This is a genomic window from Noviherbaspirillum cavernae (assembly GCF_003590875.1).
Lineage (GTDB): Bacteria > Pseudomonadota > Gammaproteobacteria > Burkholderiales > Burkholderiaceae_D > Noviherbaspirillum > Noviherbaspirillum cavernae.
This window is the reverse complement of the sequence record NZ_QYUN01000002.1, coordinates 923,807-938,942: the sequence shown is the minus strand read 5'-3', so window position 1 is coordinate 938,942 and position 15,136 is coordinate 923,807. Positions and strand designations below refer to the sequence as shown.

The 15,136-nt window shown below is 55.3% G+C and carries 13 protein-coding genes, 1 tRNA gene and 1 other RNA gene; 3 read left to right on the top strand and 12 right to left on the bottom strand.

Annotated features, from left to right (window positions below; genetic code table 11):
* Position 1: 1 nt before the first annotated feature.
* Positions 2-1,510, top strand: a complete 1,509-nt coding sequence (locus D3870_RS04470) for a malonate--CoA ligase (RefSeq protein WP_119737008.1) — start codon at positions 2-4, stop codon at positions 1,508-1,510.
* 8 nt (positions 1,511-1,518) lie between these two features.
* On the opposite strand, the gene D3870_RS04465 is transcribed toward D3870_RS04470, so the two are convergent.
* From D3870_RS04465 to D3870_RS04445, 5 genes are all read right to left on the bottom strand, one after another.
* Positions 1,519-2,322 (bottom strand): sulfite exporter TauE/SafE family protein, encoded by an 804-nt coding sequence (locus tag D3870_RS04465; RefSeq protein WP_119737006.1) that lies wholly within the window; start codon positions 2,320-2,322, stop codon positions 1,519-1,521.
* Positions 2,323-2,449: 127 nt separating this feature from the next.
* Complete coding sequence (locus D3870_RS04460) at positions 2,450-2,905, bottom strand: EVE domain-containing protein (protein WP_119737004.1); 456 nt, start codon at positions 2,903-2,905, stop codon at positions 2,450-2,452.
* A gap of 63 nt (positions 2,906-2,968) precedes the next feature.
* Positions 2,969-3,151, bottom strand: a non-coding RNA gene (gene ssrS / locus D3870_RS04455) — 6S RNA.
* Positions 3,152-3,196: 45 nt separating this feature from the next.
* The gene (locus D3870_RS04450; RefSeq protein WP_119737002.1) at positions 3,197-3,508 is read right to left on the bottom strand and encodes a cell division protein ZapA; all 312 of its coding nucleotides are present in this window, start codon (positions 3,506-3,508) and stop codon (positions 3,197-3,199) included.
* Complete coding sequence (locus D3870_RS04445; protein ID WP_422879639.1) at positions 3,505-3,759, bottom strand: DUF904 domain-containing protein; 255 nt, start codon at positions 3,757-3,759, stop codon at positions 3,505-3,507. The genes D3870_RS04450 and D3870_RS04445 overlap by 4 nt, the downstream gene beginning before the upstream one ends.
* Before the next feature lie 176 nt (positions 3,760-3,935).
* Between D3870_RS04445 and D3870_RS04440 the strand changes: the two genes are divergently transcribed.
* Positions 3,936-4,011, top strand: a tRNA-Ala gene (locus D3870_RS04440).
* Positions 4,012-4,238: 227 nt separating this feature from the next.
* Here the strand turns inward: D3870_RS04440 and D3870_RS04435 are convergent.
* From D3870_RS04435 to D3870_RS04420, 4 genes are all read right to left on the bottom strand, one after another.
* A protein-coding gene (locus D3870_RS04435; RefSeq protein ID WP_199710509.1) for an IS5 family transposase occupies positions 4,239-5,064 on the bottom strand; the annotation gives its coding sequence in 2 pieces (ribosomal slippage) (positions 4,239-4,694 and positions 4,696-5,064; 825 coding nt in all).
* Positions 5,065-5,156: 92 nt separating this feature from the next.
* The gene (locus D3870_RS04430; RefSeq protein ID WP_119736996.1) at positions 5,157-6,437 is read right to left on the bottom strand and encodes a TniQ family protein; all 1,281 of its coding nucleotides are present in this window, start codon (positions 6,435-6,437) and stop codon (positions 5,157-5,159) included.
* On the bottom strand, positions 6,434-7,450 hold the full coding sequence (locus D3870_RS04425) for an ATP-binding protein (RefSeq protein WP_119736994.1): 1,017 nt from the start codon (positions 7,448-7,450) through the stop codon (positions 6,434-6,436). Before D3870_RS04425 ends, D3870_RS04430 begins: the two co-directional genes overlap by 4 nt.
* Before the next feature lie 12 nt (positions 7,451-7,462).
* Positions 7,463-10,150, bottom strand: coding sequence for a Mu transposase C-terminal domain-containing protein (locus D3870_RS04420; protein ID WP_119736992.1), 2,688 nt, complete (start codon positions 10,148-10,150; stop codon positions 7,463-7,465).
* 112 nt (positions 10,151-10,262) lie between these two features.
* On the opposite strand from D3870_RS04420, the gene D3870_RS04415 reads away from it, so the two are divergent.
* Positions 10,263-10,547, top strand: coding sequence for a DUF6471 domain-containing protein (locus D3870_RS04415; RefSeq protein WP_119736990.1), 285 nt, complete (start codon positions 10,263-10,265; stop codon positions 10,545-10,547).
* Positions 10,548-11,312: 765 nt separating this feature from the next.
* Here D3870_RS04415 and D3870_RS04405 read toward each other — a convergent pair.
* The 3 genes from D3870_RS04405 to D3870_RS04395 are packed head-to-tail and all read right to left on the bottom strand — an operon-like array spanning position 11,313 to position 15,098.
* Positions 11,313-13,259 carry an ATP-binding protein gene (locus tag D3870_RS04405; protein ID WP_119736988.1) on the bottom strand — a complete coding sequence of 649 codons (1,947 nt, stop codon included), beginning with the start codon at positions 13,257-13,259 and terminating at the stop codon, positions 11,313-11,315.
* Positions 13,256-13,810: a hypothetical protein gene (locus tag D3870_RS04400; protein ID WP_119736986.1), complete on the bottom strand. Its 555-nt coding sequence runs from the start codon at positions 13,808-13,810 to the stop codon at positions 13,256-13,258. Before D3870_RS04400 ends, D3870_RS04405 begins: the two co-directional genes overlap by 4 nt.
* Positions 13,800-15,098: a dsDNA nuclease domain-containing protein gene (locus D3870_RS04395; RefSeq protein WP_119736985.1), complete on the bottom strand. Its 1,299-nt coding sequence runs from the start codon at positions 15,096-15,098 to the stop codon at positions 13,800-13,802. The genes D3870_RS04400 and D3870_RS04395 overlap by 11 nt, the downstream gene beginning before the upstream one ends.
* Between the last annotated feature and the right edge of the window lie 38 nt (positions 15,099-15,136).

The following is a 15,136-nucleotide window of genomic DNA, read 5'->3' as shown; positions in this document are numbered from 1 at the left end:
CATGAACGCCAATCTCTACGCTCTTTTCGAATCGCATTTCCCGCAAGACCGTTCCGCATGCTGCATCGAAACGCATGACGGGCTTTTCTATTCCTGGGGCGACGTCGAGCGCGCCACCGCAAAAATCGCCAACCTGCTGGCCAACCTGAAGCTGCCGAAGGATTCACGCATCGCGGTGCAAGTGGAAAAATCGCCGGAAGCCTTGATCCTGTACCTCGCGACGCTGCGCGCCGGCCATGTCTATCTCCCGCTCAATACCGCCTACCGCGAAGCCGAAATCGATTACTTCATCAACGATGCTCAGCCGGCTGTCGTGGTATGTTCGCCGAAGAATTTCGGCTGGGTGTCGAAGATCGCGTTCCAATCCGGCACCACCCATGTGTTCACGCTGGGCGACGACCGGCATGGCTCCTTGCTGACGCGCGCCGCGCACTTGCCGGACACCTTCGAGACCGTGGAAAAAGGCCCGGACGAGCTTGCCGCGATCCTGTACACGTCCGGCACCACGGGCCGCAGCAAGGGGGTCATGCTTACCCATGACAACCTCGCCTCCAATGCGAAAGTGCTGCGCGACTACTGGCGCTGGCAGGAGGGCGATGTGCTGCTGCATGCGCTGCCGCTGTTTCACATTCATGGCCTGTTCGTCGCCTCGCATGGCGCACTGATCAATGGCAGCAAGATGATCTTCCTGCCGAAGTTCGATGCCGCACAAGTGATGCGTCAATTGCCGCGCGCGACCGTATTCATGGGCGTGCCGACCTACTATGTGCGCCTGCTGGCCGAACCGGAATTCGGCACGAACACTTGCGCCAACATGCGCCTGTTCGTTTCCGGTTCCGCGCCGCTCTTGCTCGACACCTTCGAAGAATTCACCCGTCGCACCGGCCACACGATTCTCGAACGATACGGCATGAGCGAAACCGCGATGCAAACATCCAACCCCTGCGACGGCGAACGCATCGGCGGGACGGTCGGCTTGCCGCTGCCGGGTGTTGCGGTGCGCGTCGTCAAGAGCGACGGCACGCCATGCGGAGTCGGCGAGATCGGTGACATACAGGTCAAGGGGCCGAACGTATTCAAGGGCTATTGGCGGATGCCGGAAAAGACCTCAGAGGAATTCACCGCGGACGGCTACTTCAAGACCGGCGATGTCGGCAGGGTCGACGACAAGGGCTATCTGTCCATCGTCGGCCGCAGCAAGGACCTGATCATTTCCGGCGGCTACAACGTTTATCCGAAGGAGATCGAATCGTTCATTGACGAGTTGGATGACGTGGTTGAATCCGCCGTGATCGGCGTGCCGCATCCCGATTACGGCGAGGCCGTCACAGCGGTGGTGGTTACCAAACCCGATGCAGCGATGTCGGAGTCCGACGTGATCGGCGCGCTCAAGCTGAAGATCGCCGGCTTCAAGGTGCCGAAGCGGGTCCATTTCGTGCCGGACCTGCCCCGCAACACGATGGGCAAGGTGCAGAAAAACGTGCTCAGGGAGCAGTTCAAGGACGCGTGAAGCACCCTTTAACTCAAGGCCTTGTACAGCATGTACGCAGCCAGAGAATACAGCGTGAAGGCAAACACCTTCTTCAACGATCTCACGGGCAGCTTGTGCGCGGTCCTCGCACCAAACGGCGCGGTGGTCACACTGCCGATGGAAATCACCAGCAGGGCTGGCAGATAGATATAGCCGAGTGAACCGGAAGGCAGCTCCGGCACGCGCATTCCGTAATAGATATTGGACAGCGTGCCGGCCAGTGCAATCGGGAAGCCGAGCGCTGCACTGGTCGCCACGGCATTGTGGATTCTGACGTTGCACCAGGTCATGAAGGGCACGGAAACAAAGCCGCCACCAGCACCGACCAATCCTGCAAGCATGCCAATCACGCCGCCCGCCCCGAACATCCCGGGAGCGCTCGGCAAGTCGCGCGAGGCAGCCGGTTTTTTATCGATCAGCATCTGGGTCGCAGAAAAGGCGACGAAAATGCCAAATGCCGCCGCCAGCGTCGAGGAGTCCATCTGGGCGCCGATCCATGGCCCGATCCAGGAACCGATCAGAATACCGGGGGCCAGCAGTTTCACGACACGCCAGAGCACTGCACCTCGCGCGTGATGCGCGCGCACCGACGAGATCGACGTGAACATGATCGTCGCCAATGAGGTGGCGATCGCCATATGTATGACAAGCTCTTGGGGAAAGTGCTTTGCCGCGAGGATCATCGTTATGAACGGCACCAGCAGCATGCCGCCGCCGATGCCCAGCAAACCTGCCGCAAAACCCACTGCCGCACCCAGCGCCAGCAAGGCGATGATCAATGTGATATCCATCCAGACACGCTCTGATTGATTGAAGTCCAGCGAATCATATCAGTGCCCCACAGCTCTTTCAGAGCATGCATGCTTTGCAAAAACGCCAATGAGGTGTGCGCGTCCGGTATTTCTGGGGCTTGTGTAGTTACAGCAGGCGCGCGATGTGTCGCCACTCATCGGGTGTGACAGGCGTGATCGACAGGCGATTGCCGCGCTTGAGTATCTGCATGCCGCCAAGATCGGCATGGCTGCGCAATTCATCGAGCGTGACCAAGCGTGTTTTCCGGATTGCCTTCACATCGACCAGCATCCAGCGCGGGTTTTCGCGCGTGGCTTTCGGGTCGAAGTATTTGCTCTTGCGATCAAACTGCGTGTCGTCGGGATACGGCGTGCTGGCAACTTCTGCCACGCCTGCGATTCCCGGTTGTGGACAGCTGGAGTGATAGAACAAAACACCGTCACCCACTTGCATTGCGTCGCGCATGAAATTGCGCGCCTGGTAGTTGCGCACGCCGGTCCAGGGCACCGTCTGATCAGACGCCTCCAGCGCATCGTCGATACTCACCTCGTCCGGCTCGGATTTCATCAGCCAATACTGCATGTTGTCCTCGCATGAATGGAGCGGGCATAAAAAAGCGGCTGCACGAATGCAGCCGCTAGAGTGTTCAGTCCCGCCTGTGCCGTTTTTGCCGGCATCCCGAACCTAGAAAGGTCCAAGGTGGTCACAGTTAGTGCAATTTCGGGTTCATCGGACTAGCGACGAAACACGCCCATCGACAAATTTCCGCGACCTATGCGCATGAATGGTTCAAGGAATATATGACAATCACGAACACGGCAGGAGCATTTAGTGTACCCCAATCCAATCGCTTGTCAAAGGCTTTGAGAGGAATTAAAAGAGATTTTCTTGCGGTGCAAGTGCAACATCCAGAACGGAATGCATCACAGCAATTTTCTGTCGCACTTCCGCATTCGTCATGTCGGCGAACGGCCCGTCGCTCGATTTTGCGGACAGCATTTCTGCCGCAATACCCAACGCCGCCATCACTGCAATTCTGTCGTTGCCCTTGATTTTTCCCGCATCGCGAATCGCGCACATCTTGCCGTCCAAATAGGCAACCGCTTCCTGCAGCGCCGCTTCTTCGCCTTCCTTGCAGGCCAGCTTGTAAGCCTGTCCCATGATGGTGACATCGAGCTGAATCATGCCGCCTCCTCATTCTGCTCATCGGACGCGGGAAGCTTTTCCAGCAGCGCCGCGACGCGCTGGTACGCCTCATCTATGCGTGAGGACAAATCGGCATTTTCGGCGGTCAGCGCCGCCATGCCCAGACGAAGATCCGCATTCTCGCGCCGCAGAGAATGAGCGAGTTCAGCCAATTGGCTGATTTTTTCGGAGAGCTGATGAAATTCGGAAACCATTCTGCAACTATAGTTGTGCAAGCGAATTTCCGTCAATAGATTCAATCACTTGGCGGATTTTTTTCAGAATGCGTCTTGGCTTGGTGGGCAGTCCCCGTCAATCGATGGCCTGCGCCGTTCACACGACACTTACCGATTGAATCCGAATTGTAGTATTGAATGCATTCGGGTACTTGCGCTGGAACACATGAGTTAATAAAATCGGTTCGAATGGGGCGGTAGCTCAGCTGGGAGAGCGTCGCGTTCGCAATGCGAAGGCCGGGAGTTCGATCCTCCTCCGCTCCACCAACATCAGCCATGCAGGAATGACCGAACATGTGCCGTAAAGCATAAAGTGGCCAGATGGCCGGGTTATGCTTTATTTCACGTTTGGTCACATTATGTTTTATCGTGGGTGGCGTGCTAGCCTGATGGGTTTTGCCTAGAGCACTGGGTATTTTTGCGGATTAACGATGTAAAAAAACGGGACCCAAGGGTCCCGTTTTTCTTCGGCGCTGAGCCGGGATACTAAGAGCCTATCCCAGTAGGCCTATGCTTCGCCAGGTGATAATGCCGCAGGCGAGATGAAGGAACGCGAGATGGTTCTTCGCCTTCTTGGCCCAACGAATCAGCAAGCCACGAAACCGGTTCAGCCAGCTATGCGTACGCTCCACCACCCAGCGGCGGGCTCTCGTTCCCGTCTGCCGCTGCTGCGCTTCCTCCCCGCGTGACCGGATGTGCGCCCGGTAGCCCAATTCAAGCGCCAACTGCTGGATCTGCGGATAGTCATAGCCCTTGTCCAGGCACAGTCCTTGTGGCCACACCGCAAGCAATGACGGTCGCCCCACTTCCAGCGACTCCAGTGTCGGTCGCGCCAGCTTCATGTCATGGCGGTTCGCACCATCAATGACGATGGCCAGGGGAATGCCGTGTGCGTCCGTCAGCAGGCTGCGCTTGACGCCGCCTTTGCCGCGATCCGTTGGATTGGGGCCGATTTTTTTCCCCACCCAGAGGAGCCTTGGTCATCGCGCCGTCGAGTGACAGCCAGGACCAGTCGATTTCCCGCAACGCCGCTGCCGACAACAGCCCATGCATCCAGAACTCCTCGAACACGCCGGCATCAACCCATTCCTGAAAGCGCCGATGCGCCGAACTGCTGGAACAAATGCCGGTACCGTTCAATGCATTCCACTGGCAACCGGTACGCAACACGAACAAGATCGCATCCATGGCTGCCCGGTCGCAGACACGCGGGTTATGGCAGCCCAGCGGATGTGGCTTGCGTGGCGGTAAAAGCGGCTCCATTTGCGCCCAGAGTCTGTCTGGCAAACGCCAGCCGTCGTCCTGCTTGACCATGCCCATGTCGAACCTCCTTCGCCAACATGCGCTTGGACCACCATTTACCTCGCAATTTCCCTTGCCGACGGCCTACCGGGATAGGCTCTAAGTGCGCGTCATTTCTGTCGCTCCGCCATCACAACGCTGATGTGTCGGAACACGCTTTCAACTGACCGCGCCTGCTCATCGAGCTGACTCCACACGTCGCGCGCACTCATCCCTTCATAACCGGCGGCCAGGCGTGCATCGAGAATCTCGCCGATTTGTTCTCGCAACCGCACTTCCTTCTGCAGCCTCACCTCTGACCGATACCGACTGTACCGGTCAGCAATGGCTCGCGCCTCAGCATTGACGCGCAAGTAAAGATGCTTCCGTCCGACGCCGACACGCTCGCACGCTTCGTTGATGGAAATTGGCACCGGCAACTCCAGCATCTTCATCAGACTGGTACGAATCTCGTCCCAGTCCAGTTCCCGAGAACGGATTCCGGCACGCGGAGATTCCGAGAGTGGCATCTCGAACTGCGGCTTCTCGCGGGGAACAACCCAGCTCTCAACGTCACCTGCAAATAACTTGTCGAGGCCAATACCGCCATGTAGTGCAATCGTCAGCCATGCCTTGAGGCTGGGTAACCCACCTTTGTTCATCCAGTGCCATACGCCGCTCTTCGAAAAGCCATACTGCTTTGCGAAAGTCGCCATATTGTTGGCTGCCATGCGCTCGATGACGACACCCAACAACGAAGTCAGACCATCCTCCGCCACCTGCGGACGCTGCTGCAACGTCTGTCCGACCTGGCGAACCACCCACAACTCTTCCGGCGTGGCCGGTTCAGCTTCCGCATCTCCCAAGAACCCACCACAAGACGTGCAGTAGCCCGGCACCACAATTGCCGCACGGTTGCGGACATTTTCCTTATTGCAGTGCGGGCACGTCGAGACCAACTGCACCTTGTGACGCAGGCAGGCCGTCACCGGTGCTACGTCCCACGCCAGTCGGTAATAGGTGTCCCGGCCTTCGTACCTATCTTCCTCGATACAGCACGGGCACCATCGGTCAGCGCGCGGCGCGAGCCCCGGCGTACCAACCAGATTCCGCAACGGGGCAAGCGTCAGTTGGTCCAGCGAACCGACACCCGTGAGCTCACCCAGCCAAGCTGCCCACTGCTCGCTCTCGACCGACATGCTCGAGAAGTTGCGTTGATACCAGTAATATTTTTCGCAGACCGATTGTTCAAAGTGTTTGAGTACCCACTCGGCCAGCTTCTGCGCAGTCATGCTATGCGAGTGTGCAACACGGCAGAAATAGCTGGTCAGGCTTTCAACGTCCGAAGTGCTAACGCCATAGGGCGTGACTGCGTGCAGGGTAGAACGGGGATTGTGAATCGCATTCATCATGCCACCCGTTTAGCTTGGAGGTTCTTGGGAGCGAGGAGGTGACGCTTTAGTCCCGGCGCAATGCGTTCTTCACCCTCAACGATTTCACGCAAAATTTGTGTCACTTGCGCTTCAGTCAACAGGCCGGTGCACAACGTCTCCTCCGACCAGTCTTTCTCGGCAACCAACAGGTCAAGTCGCATCAACAGCGTACGCAACGTCCCAATGCAGCCCAACGTGTTTTGATGGAAGACCTCCGAGTAGCGCAGCAAGTCAACGTCCTTCAAGGTCGGCATGCATTCTCCCAGCTTCTTCAGGCAGCCACGGAAGGCGCGAACGTCCTCGACAACGTCTTCTCGATAACGACCGAAGTGAATGACGTGCGTGCGACGGGCCAGTTGGCCGCTCAGCGACACCAATTCGAACAGGTCATAAGAGCCCAGCAGAATCCATTGGACGCCGTATTCATTCGACAACGATTTCAACGTATCCAGCTGTTGCTCGAGCCGGGTCGGGTGGCACTGACGCATCAGATGAGCGGCCTCATCAACGACGATGAATCGGGTGCCGCGATTGCGCAACGAACGTTCTACAGCCGTTCGCAATCCGGACAGCCGGTTGCTTTGAGGACCGGCGGGCCGCACGACACGGCCAGTTACCGGGTCGACCCCGTAGGCCGTGCGTGGTGCATCGAGCTCTCCTTCCAGCGCATTCAGGATGCGTTGGTAGAACAAGCGCCAGGAAAACTCCCTCTCACCGGAGGCCGGGGCTTCTACGCGGATAGCGGGGATGCATCCCGGATTTGCTGCCAACTCTTCGACTTGGCTCTTGAGTTCAGCCTCAACGAGGAAGTCGCCGAGCGTGGTTTTACCGACACCCGTCGGACCACATAGCAAAATCAGATTGGCATTGCTACCCGCTGCGAGCATAAGGCGGCACTCCTCGATAGTTGTGGCGATACGCGGATGCTTAATCCGTTGACCAATGAGCGACGAACTAGCGGACGCCGGGTTTGTGTAGGTGTTGTGGTTCATATTTTTGTAATTTCAGAATGTGTCGAAGTCCAGAGGGTCAATGTCAGTGAAGTCCATAGGCAGTGCGACCGGCACCAAGCGTGGCACCTTGTCAGCCTTAGATACGCCAACAGTTGGCTCTGCGCGCTGCAGCATGGGAGTTATCGGCGTTGGCCTGGTAATTGCCCCGCGGCCGATATGCTCATACAACTCGCGGTTCTCTTGTTGGCGGTCCATGTCGAGCGCCATGGCGCCTTCCGGCGTGAAGGTGCGCATGAACTCCGCCAAGCGTTGCAATGACGGCTCGTCGTTGTCAGCCATGCGGTACCGCATGCGCAGCTCCCCGGACACTAATTCGCGTTCCTTGTCGGTGAGTTGACCAAGACTGGCTAGGGTCTTGCAGCGTGCAGGCATCCAACGTTTGTCGACCTGCACATAGACCGTCGAGGCATCCCACGGGTCGCAGCGCACCTGAACCTTCTTGCCGTGAAGCTTCGGGTCACGAAACTCCGGGCACCAGTAGTAAAAAGTGTTGTGCAGTTTGATGCCGCGCTGCCTGTCCACAATGCGCTGACCACCCATGTGCTTGACTGCAGGGCTCGTCAAAATGAGGAAATCCTCTGTCAAAGTCACGATGCGATGCGCACGCAAGCCAGATGCCTCAACGCTTTGCGTGGAGGCGTCGCGAGGACTCATGCCGAGCGCGGAGTGCACCTCTGTGTCGTAGTAGGTGAAAGCCCAATGTTCGATGCCGTAATACAGCGCTTCCAGCGTCCACTCCGCCAGTCGCGACGGCAGAAACTTGCCAGTCGTGCTGCGGACTTCCTTCATCGCCTTGGTGTTACCAGCAAGGTTGTAGATATAGGTCGAGTGCATATGCCCAAAGATGCGTTCCATCACCGCGCCGTGTCGAGGTTGGCCGACCGGGCGGTAGCGCAAATGAATGCACATCATCTCTGCCGCGAGCGCGAAGTTCTCGCTACGGAAGTCAGCACCGTTGTCAACCACAATGAATTGGGGAAGCCGTCGATGGCGGTAGACGATGTCACGCAGCAACATCATGTTCGAGCGATACGACGGCGCGTCAAAGGAGAGGTAGACGCCGAGAATCCGGCGCGTGAAGGCATCGATGGCGAGCGAGAGCCAGGGTCGGCCCAGTCTCTTGCCGGTGCGCAACGAGACGAGTTCGATGTCGAGCTGGGTGTGGTCCATGTGCACGTACTGGAAAGCACGCAAACCATGAATCGGCGTATCGGCGTACAGTACATTGACGAACTCGCTGTTCTGATACGCGATACGGTTGCCATGGCGCGCCCGGTCAGCTTGTTGTTGCGGCAAGGATTTGATACGCGCAATCAGCGTCGGATATGACGGGGCTTTGATATCCTGCTGAGCGCAGTACACACGCAAGCTCCGGTAGCAATGCTTGGCATTAGGTGCCTTGCTGGAGAGATAGGTCTCGCGAATGACGTACTCCATGGCCGCCTCCTGCGCCGAGGTCAGACGTGGCTTGCGATTTCCCCGGTCCCGCAGACGCGGCACCAGCGCGGCCAGTTCGTCAGAACCTGCCAGTCTTGCAGCGGAAAGGACTTGCAGATGTCTGCGCTGGCTCCGGTTGGGCGCTGAAACTTGTTCAAGGTCCACTTTGCGGCGCAGCGCTACTTTGAGTTCTGCTTCCGTGAAGTCGGACAGCCGCGTTGGCGTTCTCGCCAGTGCAAAGCCATCCGCCATCACGATGTTGCGTTGGGCCGCCAATTCCTCCAGTGCTTTCAGAGAAACTTCCACCTGCCTCTTGTCGGTATCGGATTGCAGGATGACCTTGGAGCCGCCCACCATGACGACGCTGTACGGTGTCTGGTCATAGGTCAAACGTGCGCCCTCTGTGATGTCGAGCGTGCCAGGCAAGGTGAATGATGCCGATTGCTTTCTGGCGAACTCAAACTCCCGAACTGATGTGTCGCGGAAGATGCGACAGCGCGTCGGCTCACTCAACGATGTGCAATCCAGGTCAGCAACAAGCTCACCATCGGCAATGAGCTTGAACACGTCATCAGACCGACACTCGGCCTTGGCGTAAAGCTCAACCAAATACAGGACAGCTTCTTGGGCTAACGCATCGCGGACACGAAGTGCGACTTCAACCGGACAGGCCGGTGCAGCCGGGTCGAGATAGTCCTCGAGGAAGAGGATGTTCTCAATGCGACGCTGGGGGATTTCACGGTCGGTACGGATGCGATAGCCGATGCCTCGTTCGGCTAGCCACTGCGCAATCAGTGGGGCTTCCCAAAGGTTGTCTGGGCTGAGCTGGTAGCGCCATGGGAGGCGACGCGCCAAACTCTCGAGCTTGCTCCAAGATTTGCACTCCTCAAAGCAGACACCGCGCTCGGTGACGACGAGGAAGTCCGGCGTATGGTCGATAGTGTGGATTTCACCGTCGGCATCGGTAACCTCGAACTTCAACTGACAAGGCTGGGGGAAATACTCCAGCACTTCCGGATTGTGTTCGTGGCTGACCGCGACCGGAAATTCCAGATGGCGGCTTTCCGTTTCGACGGTGCACTGCATCTTGCGGCTCTGGTACGGCGTGATGACATTACCACCGCCTTTCGAGCGGACTTGTCGGACCGGTGCGTACTTCGCCGCATTTAGCACCAGACGACAGCCGGCGGTCGGGAGCCCGAGTCGGTCGAGCAATCGCTCCCGCTGGGACGTTTCAAGCATTTACTGCCTCCGTGATGGTTGGGCAGAGGTATACGCATCCTGAGCAGGTATGTGCCAAAATTGACTCTAATTGCGGCCAGCACTTTGCCGCACGAGGGAGTCGAATTTGAAAATGCTGAAGCCAGGCCGTCCGATTTCGCTGTCGAGCAAACCAGGTCGAAAGACGGAGTCTGTGGCCGTGGAAGAATGGTCGTGGGCAGCCAGCCTGATGGTGAAGCGTGCGATGCACGAACGGGACTGGAGTTACAAGGAGCTGTCTGATGCCTTGTCGCTGCTCGGCATCAAACGAAGTGCGACGGCAATCAATCGTCGCATCAACAGGGGAAATTTCAGTGCGGGATTCCTGCTGGCCTGCTTGCACGTAATGCAGGCCCCAGAAATAGCGGAAAAGCCTTGACCGGCAAGGAGTTATTAGCGCCGGACAGGTGTTAGTTAACCATTTTCTGACGACGTCCATCTGCGACTCCCATTTTGTGGTCCTCTCACAAAATGGGGCCGTCCTGCCTGTTGCAGACAGGATACGAAATCGCAGAACGTTGTCAGCTCAATGGCTGAACTTCAAGTTAACCCAACTTTTTAGCCTACCTTTTGGCCGCAATCAAGTTCTCGGTAATGACTTGCCATATTTGTTGGGGGTGCGCTGAATGCGTAGAAATTACGCTTCGCTCCAGCGCAATTTCTCATGTAAGCCATGCCTTGCATCGGCACAAAAGCGCATTGGCAACGAGACGGCTATGAGACTCTATGTTACAAACTGGCATGAAATTACAGGCAATATTCTGCCGCTTACAGCCAATATCCAGCATTACAGGTAGCATGTTGCCTGTAATTGCAAGTGACCCTAACGAAACTTTAGGAAGGAAATGATGGAGAGGCGGACCAATGGACGCAGGCTCAAACTCCAGAAGAGATGGAAGCGGACTTGGGGAGCCTCTTGAAGACGCTTCGCGTGCGTCGCAATCTAGACCAAGTCACGCTTTCGGCGCGTGCGGGCATCAGTATGCGTACAGCTTTTCCACGGGATAGCCAGTCTCCTTGACCTTTTCGATGGCAACAAACCTAAACTTGCTTTTCAGCCGTTATGGCTACTTCCGACCCGGGCGTTCTCGATGCCAATAGCCAGTAGATACTTGAATTATGAAACGCCCATACTTAGATGGGGTTATAAGCCCCGGTAATATGGAATCAAAGGGGGAAATTCGTCGCTCTCAGGCATCATATGCCGCTCAAGTACTATCAAGTCAAGGAGCTCTGAGGGCGCCTTGAATTCTTTGTCAATAATAACAAGTTGAGTGCCCTTCAACTCAGTCGCGGCAAGTTCGTAGACCATTTCGTAGAAGGAAGTAAAGACATCCTCGTTTTCTCTCTCGCTGATGTTTTTCATCGGCGAGTCAATGATGAGAAGTGTTGGAATGTTCGCCCCAATTTCTTCCGCTAAACGGTGGATTGTCAAGGCATAGCAAGCTTTAAAAACACATTTCTTCCCGCCACTTCCAAGGTTCGAAAATGATGTAACAGCTAGCTCGCCGACCTCTGGACTATGAACCTCCGGAAGGAAGTTCGGTGATGCAATTGACACATGGTCGGAGTCTTTGATGCCAGGAAACTTCGCCCGTAACAAACAATCAAGAAACAGTTCTTCAAGCCGCTTTAGGTTAGTCACGTCCTTTTCAGCTTTTGCGCGCGCTTCCTTTAACTTGCGACGAATGGAAGCCTCTTCCTCCGCAATAGAGTCGGCCTCAGCGTACTGTTCATCTAACGATGACGGCAATAACTTTTGATTCTCAAGATTCGCAATCCTTTGTTGAAGGGAAGCGACTTGTCTCTCGTATTCAAGAACTTGTGACAAAAATGCCGAATCGTACTGGCGCATCGCTACCGTTAAACGGTGGTCTACCTGAGCCTTCTCACTTCGGTACTCAGCCAAACGGTTTCGAATACCTGCTTCCTGTCGTTTGAACCGGGCAAGAGCATCGTTGATTTCCGAGACACGAGCGTGCAGGTCCTCGTCCAATATTTTATTTTTTGCTGGTTCGAGCTCAGTATCGACATCTTCTTGTCCGCATACAGCACAGCAGGTTAGCTCTCTTGGAGGTAAGCGTTGGGCGCAACGGGGACAGCTTGTGAACGCAACGCCAGCCAGCACTTCGCGCGCTGTAGAGGTCCTGCGGAATTTCACGGATAACATTTGCAGCTCGTTCCGCAGTCGCTCCGTAGCCTCTATCTGATTCTTAACATCACTATGTGCACTCTCCAGTGCCTGGATTTCATTTGCAAGGTAACGACCTCTTCGCTGGAGCTCGTCGGTAGCGTGACCATGGCTTCCCTTGTTACTACGTGCCGCTTGTGCCGCTTCTTGGGCACGTGCCAGCTCGCCCTTCAAGACTTCGATGCGTTGCTCAATTTCGATAGGGCTTGAGAGTCCGGATTGCTCCAGCATCCTCTTGAGGGCCTCTGTGCCGGCCAATATCGCTTGTCGCCGCTCCCGTAGCTCAACTAGTTGGCTTTCGTACGATGCAACTTGCTCTTGATGAAATCCGAGAATGTACCGAAACGCGTCTAGGCTCTTGAGACGTTTAAATGGATTTGCGTCTCTGCCAAGGTTAAAAAAGTCACTATCCATCTCATCCTGGTCTAGGTAACAGTACCAGAATAAATCCCGAAAGCTAAGCCGTATAAGCGGAGTATCCTCATCTCGCTTGCTCTTCCGAACCTTTGGTGGTTCGGCACCAGCCAAATGGAACAGCAAGTCCGATAAACTTTCGACTCCCGTCCCTGGAATAACTTCACCCTCACTCGTCCTTGCAGGAATCAATACCTCGAATCGCTCGTCGTTCTTTTCCCAGGAAACGATGACCTTAGAGCTATCTGCGTCACGAAAAATCGCAACCGGCGCATTCCCCACGTTTAGCCGAAGAGCAGCCGAAACGAATTCCTTCTGTAGAGCTGTGGTGGATTCCATGTCGCCACCAAGGCAATAATCAATAAGGCGAGCAATACTCGACTTACCAGCACCCATTTTTCCCCAAAAATAGGTAAGACGTTCAAATGGAATGACGACTTGAGCTCGGCGGAAGCTGAGGTCAAGCGATTTCAGTAGGATTTTCATAGTGTAATTTCCTCGCCCCACTTCATCGAAGTAAGTTCAGGGAACGTCTCATAGATAAAGTCCTTGAGGCGCGTGCCGCTCATGCTCCCGAATACCGTAGAGATTAACTTGGCGCGTTCCTTCAGTTGCGTAAAGCTTTCTTGCTCTTCCATGCGGTAGGCAACATCAATCCCTGCAGGTGACAGCTTGGCATTGACGGTCCGACCTTTGATGAATACGTCCACCAAGCCGCGTGCGGCCAAGAGCCCAAGCCAACGGCGGTACCGAGAGTCCCAAGGACCATATTTGAAGCGGACCATCTTTGCTTCAATAGTCGTTCGCTCATGGGGGTCTACCTTTGCAAGCTCAGGGCGTCTATCGGCGGCCGACAGTGCGCGCTCCAAGCACATCGGATACCGCAAAAGAAAATCAAGCTTAGCAAGCTTTGTGATGCCCTCAACCGGGCGGCCCTTTCCACGGTCGACCTCTGCAAGTAAAACGAGTAGTCGTCCTAGATGTAGGTTATCGTCAAGCTCAGTGCGCGCAGCGGCACGAATTAGCTCAAGACTCATCTGGAGTCTCCTTTGGCAAAGGAATACCCCACCATACCTTGCATTCTCCAGAAAGCAGACCTGCTAATCCCACCAACACTTCATATGGCTGGCCATCTACTTTATGCAATTCTTCTTTAGCCAGCGTCCGGAATCGCGTTACTACGTTTCCCAGCATCTTTATTCCTCGCTCGTTCTCCGGTTGGGTGGCAACTTCGATATTGGCCTCATGGCATTCAGAGAGGACCACCTTTTCAAGATGGCCGAGCGTCTCAAGACTTTGTTCTGGGCGCACGTTGGCTTGTTCAAACAGGCGCTCTAGCGCTGCAATGGCCTTTGTCTCCACATAGTCGAAGTGCAGACCAATTCCTCCAACTTCCATCTTCCTTCGAAGTACGCCCATCTTGGACTTTGCGTCGGAATAAGAGACTTCGAGAGAATCTGGCGAATAGCGAAACACGTGGTGACTTCGTTCGCTGGTAATGAATTCGACATCCTCGAGCGACACCCTTTTTGACCGCAGTTCGAACGGTGTTTTTCCATCGGCCCCCACAGGACTCAGGTGCTTTTCTGGGCCGCTAGAAGCACTTGAGGATGCCTCCCAAACTTTTTGAATCAGTTCATCACGGATTCCAGCTAAAGATTCAATGTTTAGGCCGCTGCACTTGGGAATGACCGCGACATATCGAGTAAGAACAACATCTTCATAATCGTTCAAGCTAGGGCCGAGAATGAAATACGTCCTCTTGAGCACTTGGAAAAGTAGTACCCCATCGCCTCCAAAGCTCTTTTTAAGCTTTCCAAAGGTCGTTTGGTGCGGCATTGTTATAGAAGATTCTGTAGACGCTGATTGCACCGCATCTATGAACTTAACTGGACTGCTTTGGATGGCATCTTCCTTCTTTGCCGCTTTTGTCGGAATGTAGACTGGGCAGTTCGATACGAAGCAATACTTATTAACCTTTGGTCCGTGCTTGCGCTCGAGTTCACAGAATCGACGCAAGGATTTTATGAACTGTTCGTCTGACGACTTCCACAGCCCGGTGTGTGGTGCCTTCGTTTTGACTTGGTAGGCGTCAAACAAATCGTCATTACGCTCGCCGAGGAGGTCTTCATGATGTTCACACCAGATTGCTCGGTAATTCGCCGTCCCTGAAGCTGCCGCAGCAAGAAGTATCACGCCGTAGGCATTCTGGTATCGGAATGCCCTTTGAACGTCGTCACCCATATCGTTGGTTGGCGTTGCATCCCGAAGCGGTATATCGACTAGTATGTCGGCCGACAATGCTTTATGTAGTCGTCTTCCCATTTATTATTCAAATTATCGATAAGGCAGATTGTCATAGC

Excerpts from the sequence above, each read along its gene's own strand:
- D3870_RS04400 (WP_119736986.1), bottom strand. The coding sequence starts at position 13,810 with ATGAGTCTTGAGCTAATTCGTGCCGCTGCGCGCACTGAGCTTGACGAT.
- D3870_RS04430 (WP_119736996.1), bottom strand. The coding sequence starts at position 6,437 with ATGATGAATGCGATTCACAATCCCCGTTCTACCCTGCACGCAGTCACG.
- D3870_RS04465 (WP_119737006.1), bottom strand. The coding sequence starts at position 2,322 with ATGGATATCACATTGATCATCGCCTTGCTGGCGCTGGGTGCGGCAGTG.
- D3870_RS04395 (WP_119736985.1), bottom strand. The coding sequence starts at position 15,098 with ATGGGAAGACGACTACATAAAGCATTGTCGGCCGACATACTAGTCGAT.
- D3870_RS04450 (WP_119737002.1), bottom strand. The coding sequence starts at position 3,508 with ATGATTCAGCTCGATGTCACCATCATGGGACAGGCTTACAAGCTGGCC.
- D3870_RS04415 (WP_119736990.1), top strand. The coding sequence starts at position 10,263 with ATGCTGAAGCCAGGCCGTCCGATTTCGCTGTCGAGCAAACCAGGTCGA.
- D3870_RS04460 (WP_119737004.1), bottom strand. The coding sequence starts at position 2,905 with ATGCAGTATTGGCTGATGAAATCCGAGCCGGACGAGGTGAGTATCGAC.
- D3870_RS04420 (WP_119736992.1), bottom strand. The coding sequence starts at position 10,150 with ATGCTTGAAACGTCCCAGCGGGAGCGATTGCTCGACCGACTCGGGCTC.
- D3870_RS04425 (WP_119736994.1), bottom strand. The coding sequence starts at position 7,450 with ATGAACCACAACACCTACACAAACCCGGCGTCCGCTAGTTCGTCGCTC.
- D3870_RS04470 (WP_119737008.1), top strand. The coding sequence starts at position 2 with ATGAACGCCAATCTCTACGCTCTTTTCGAATCGCATTTCCCGCAAGAC.
- D3870_RS04405 (WP_119736988.1), bottom strand. The coding sequence starts at position 13,259 with ATGAAAATCCTACTGAAATCGCTTGACCTCAGCTTCCGCCGAGCTCAA.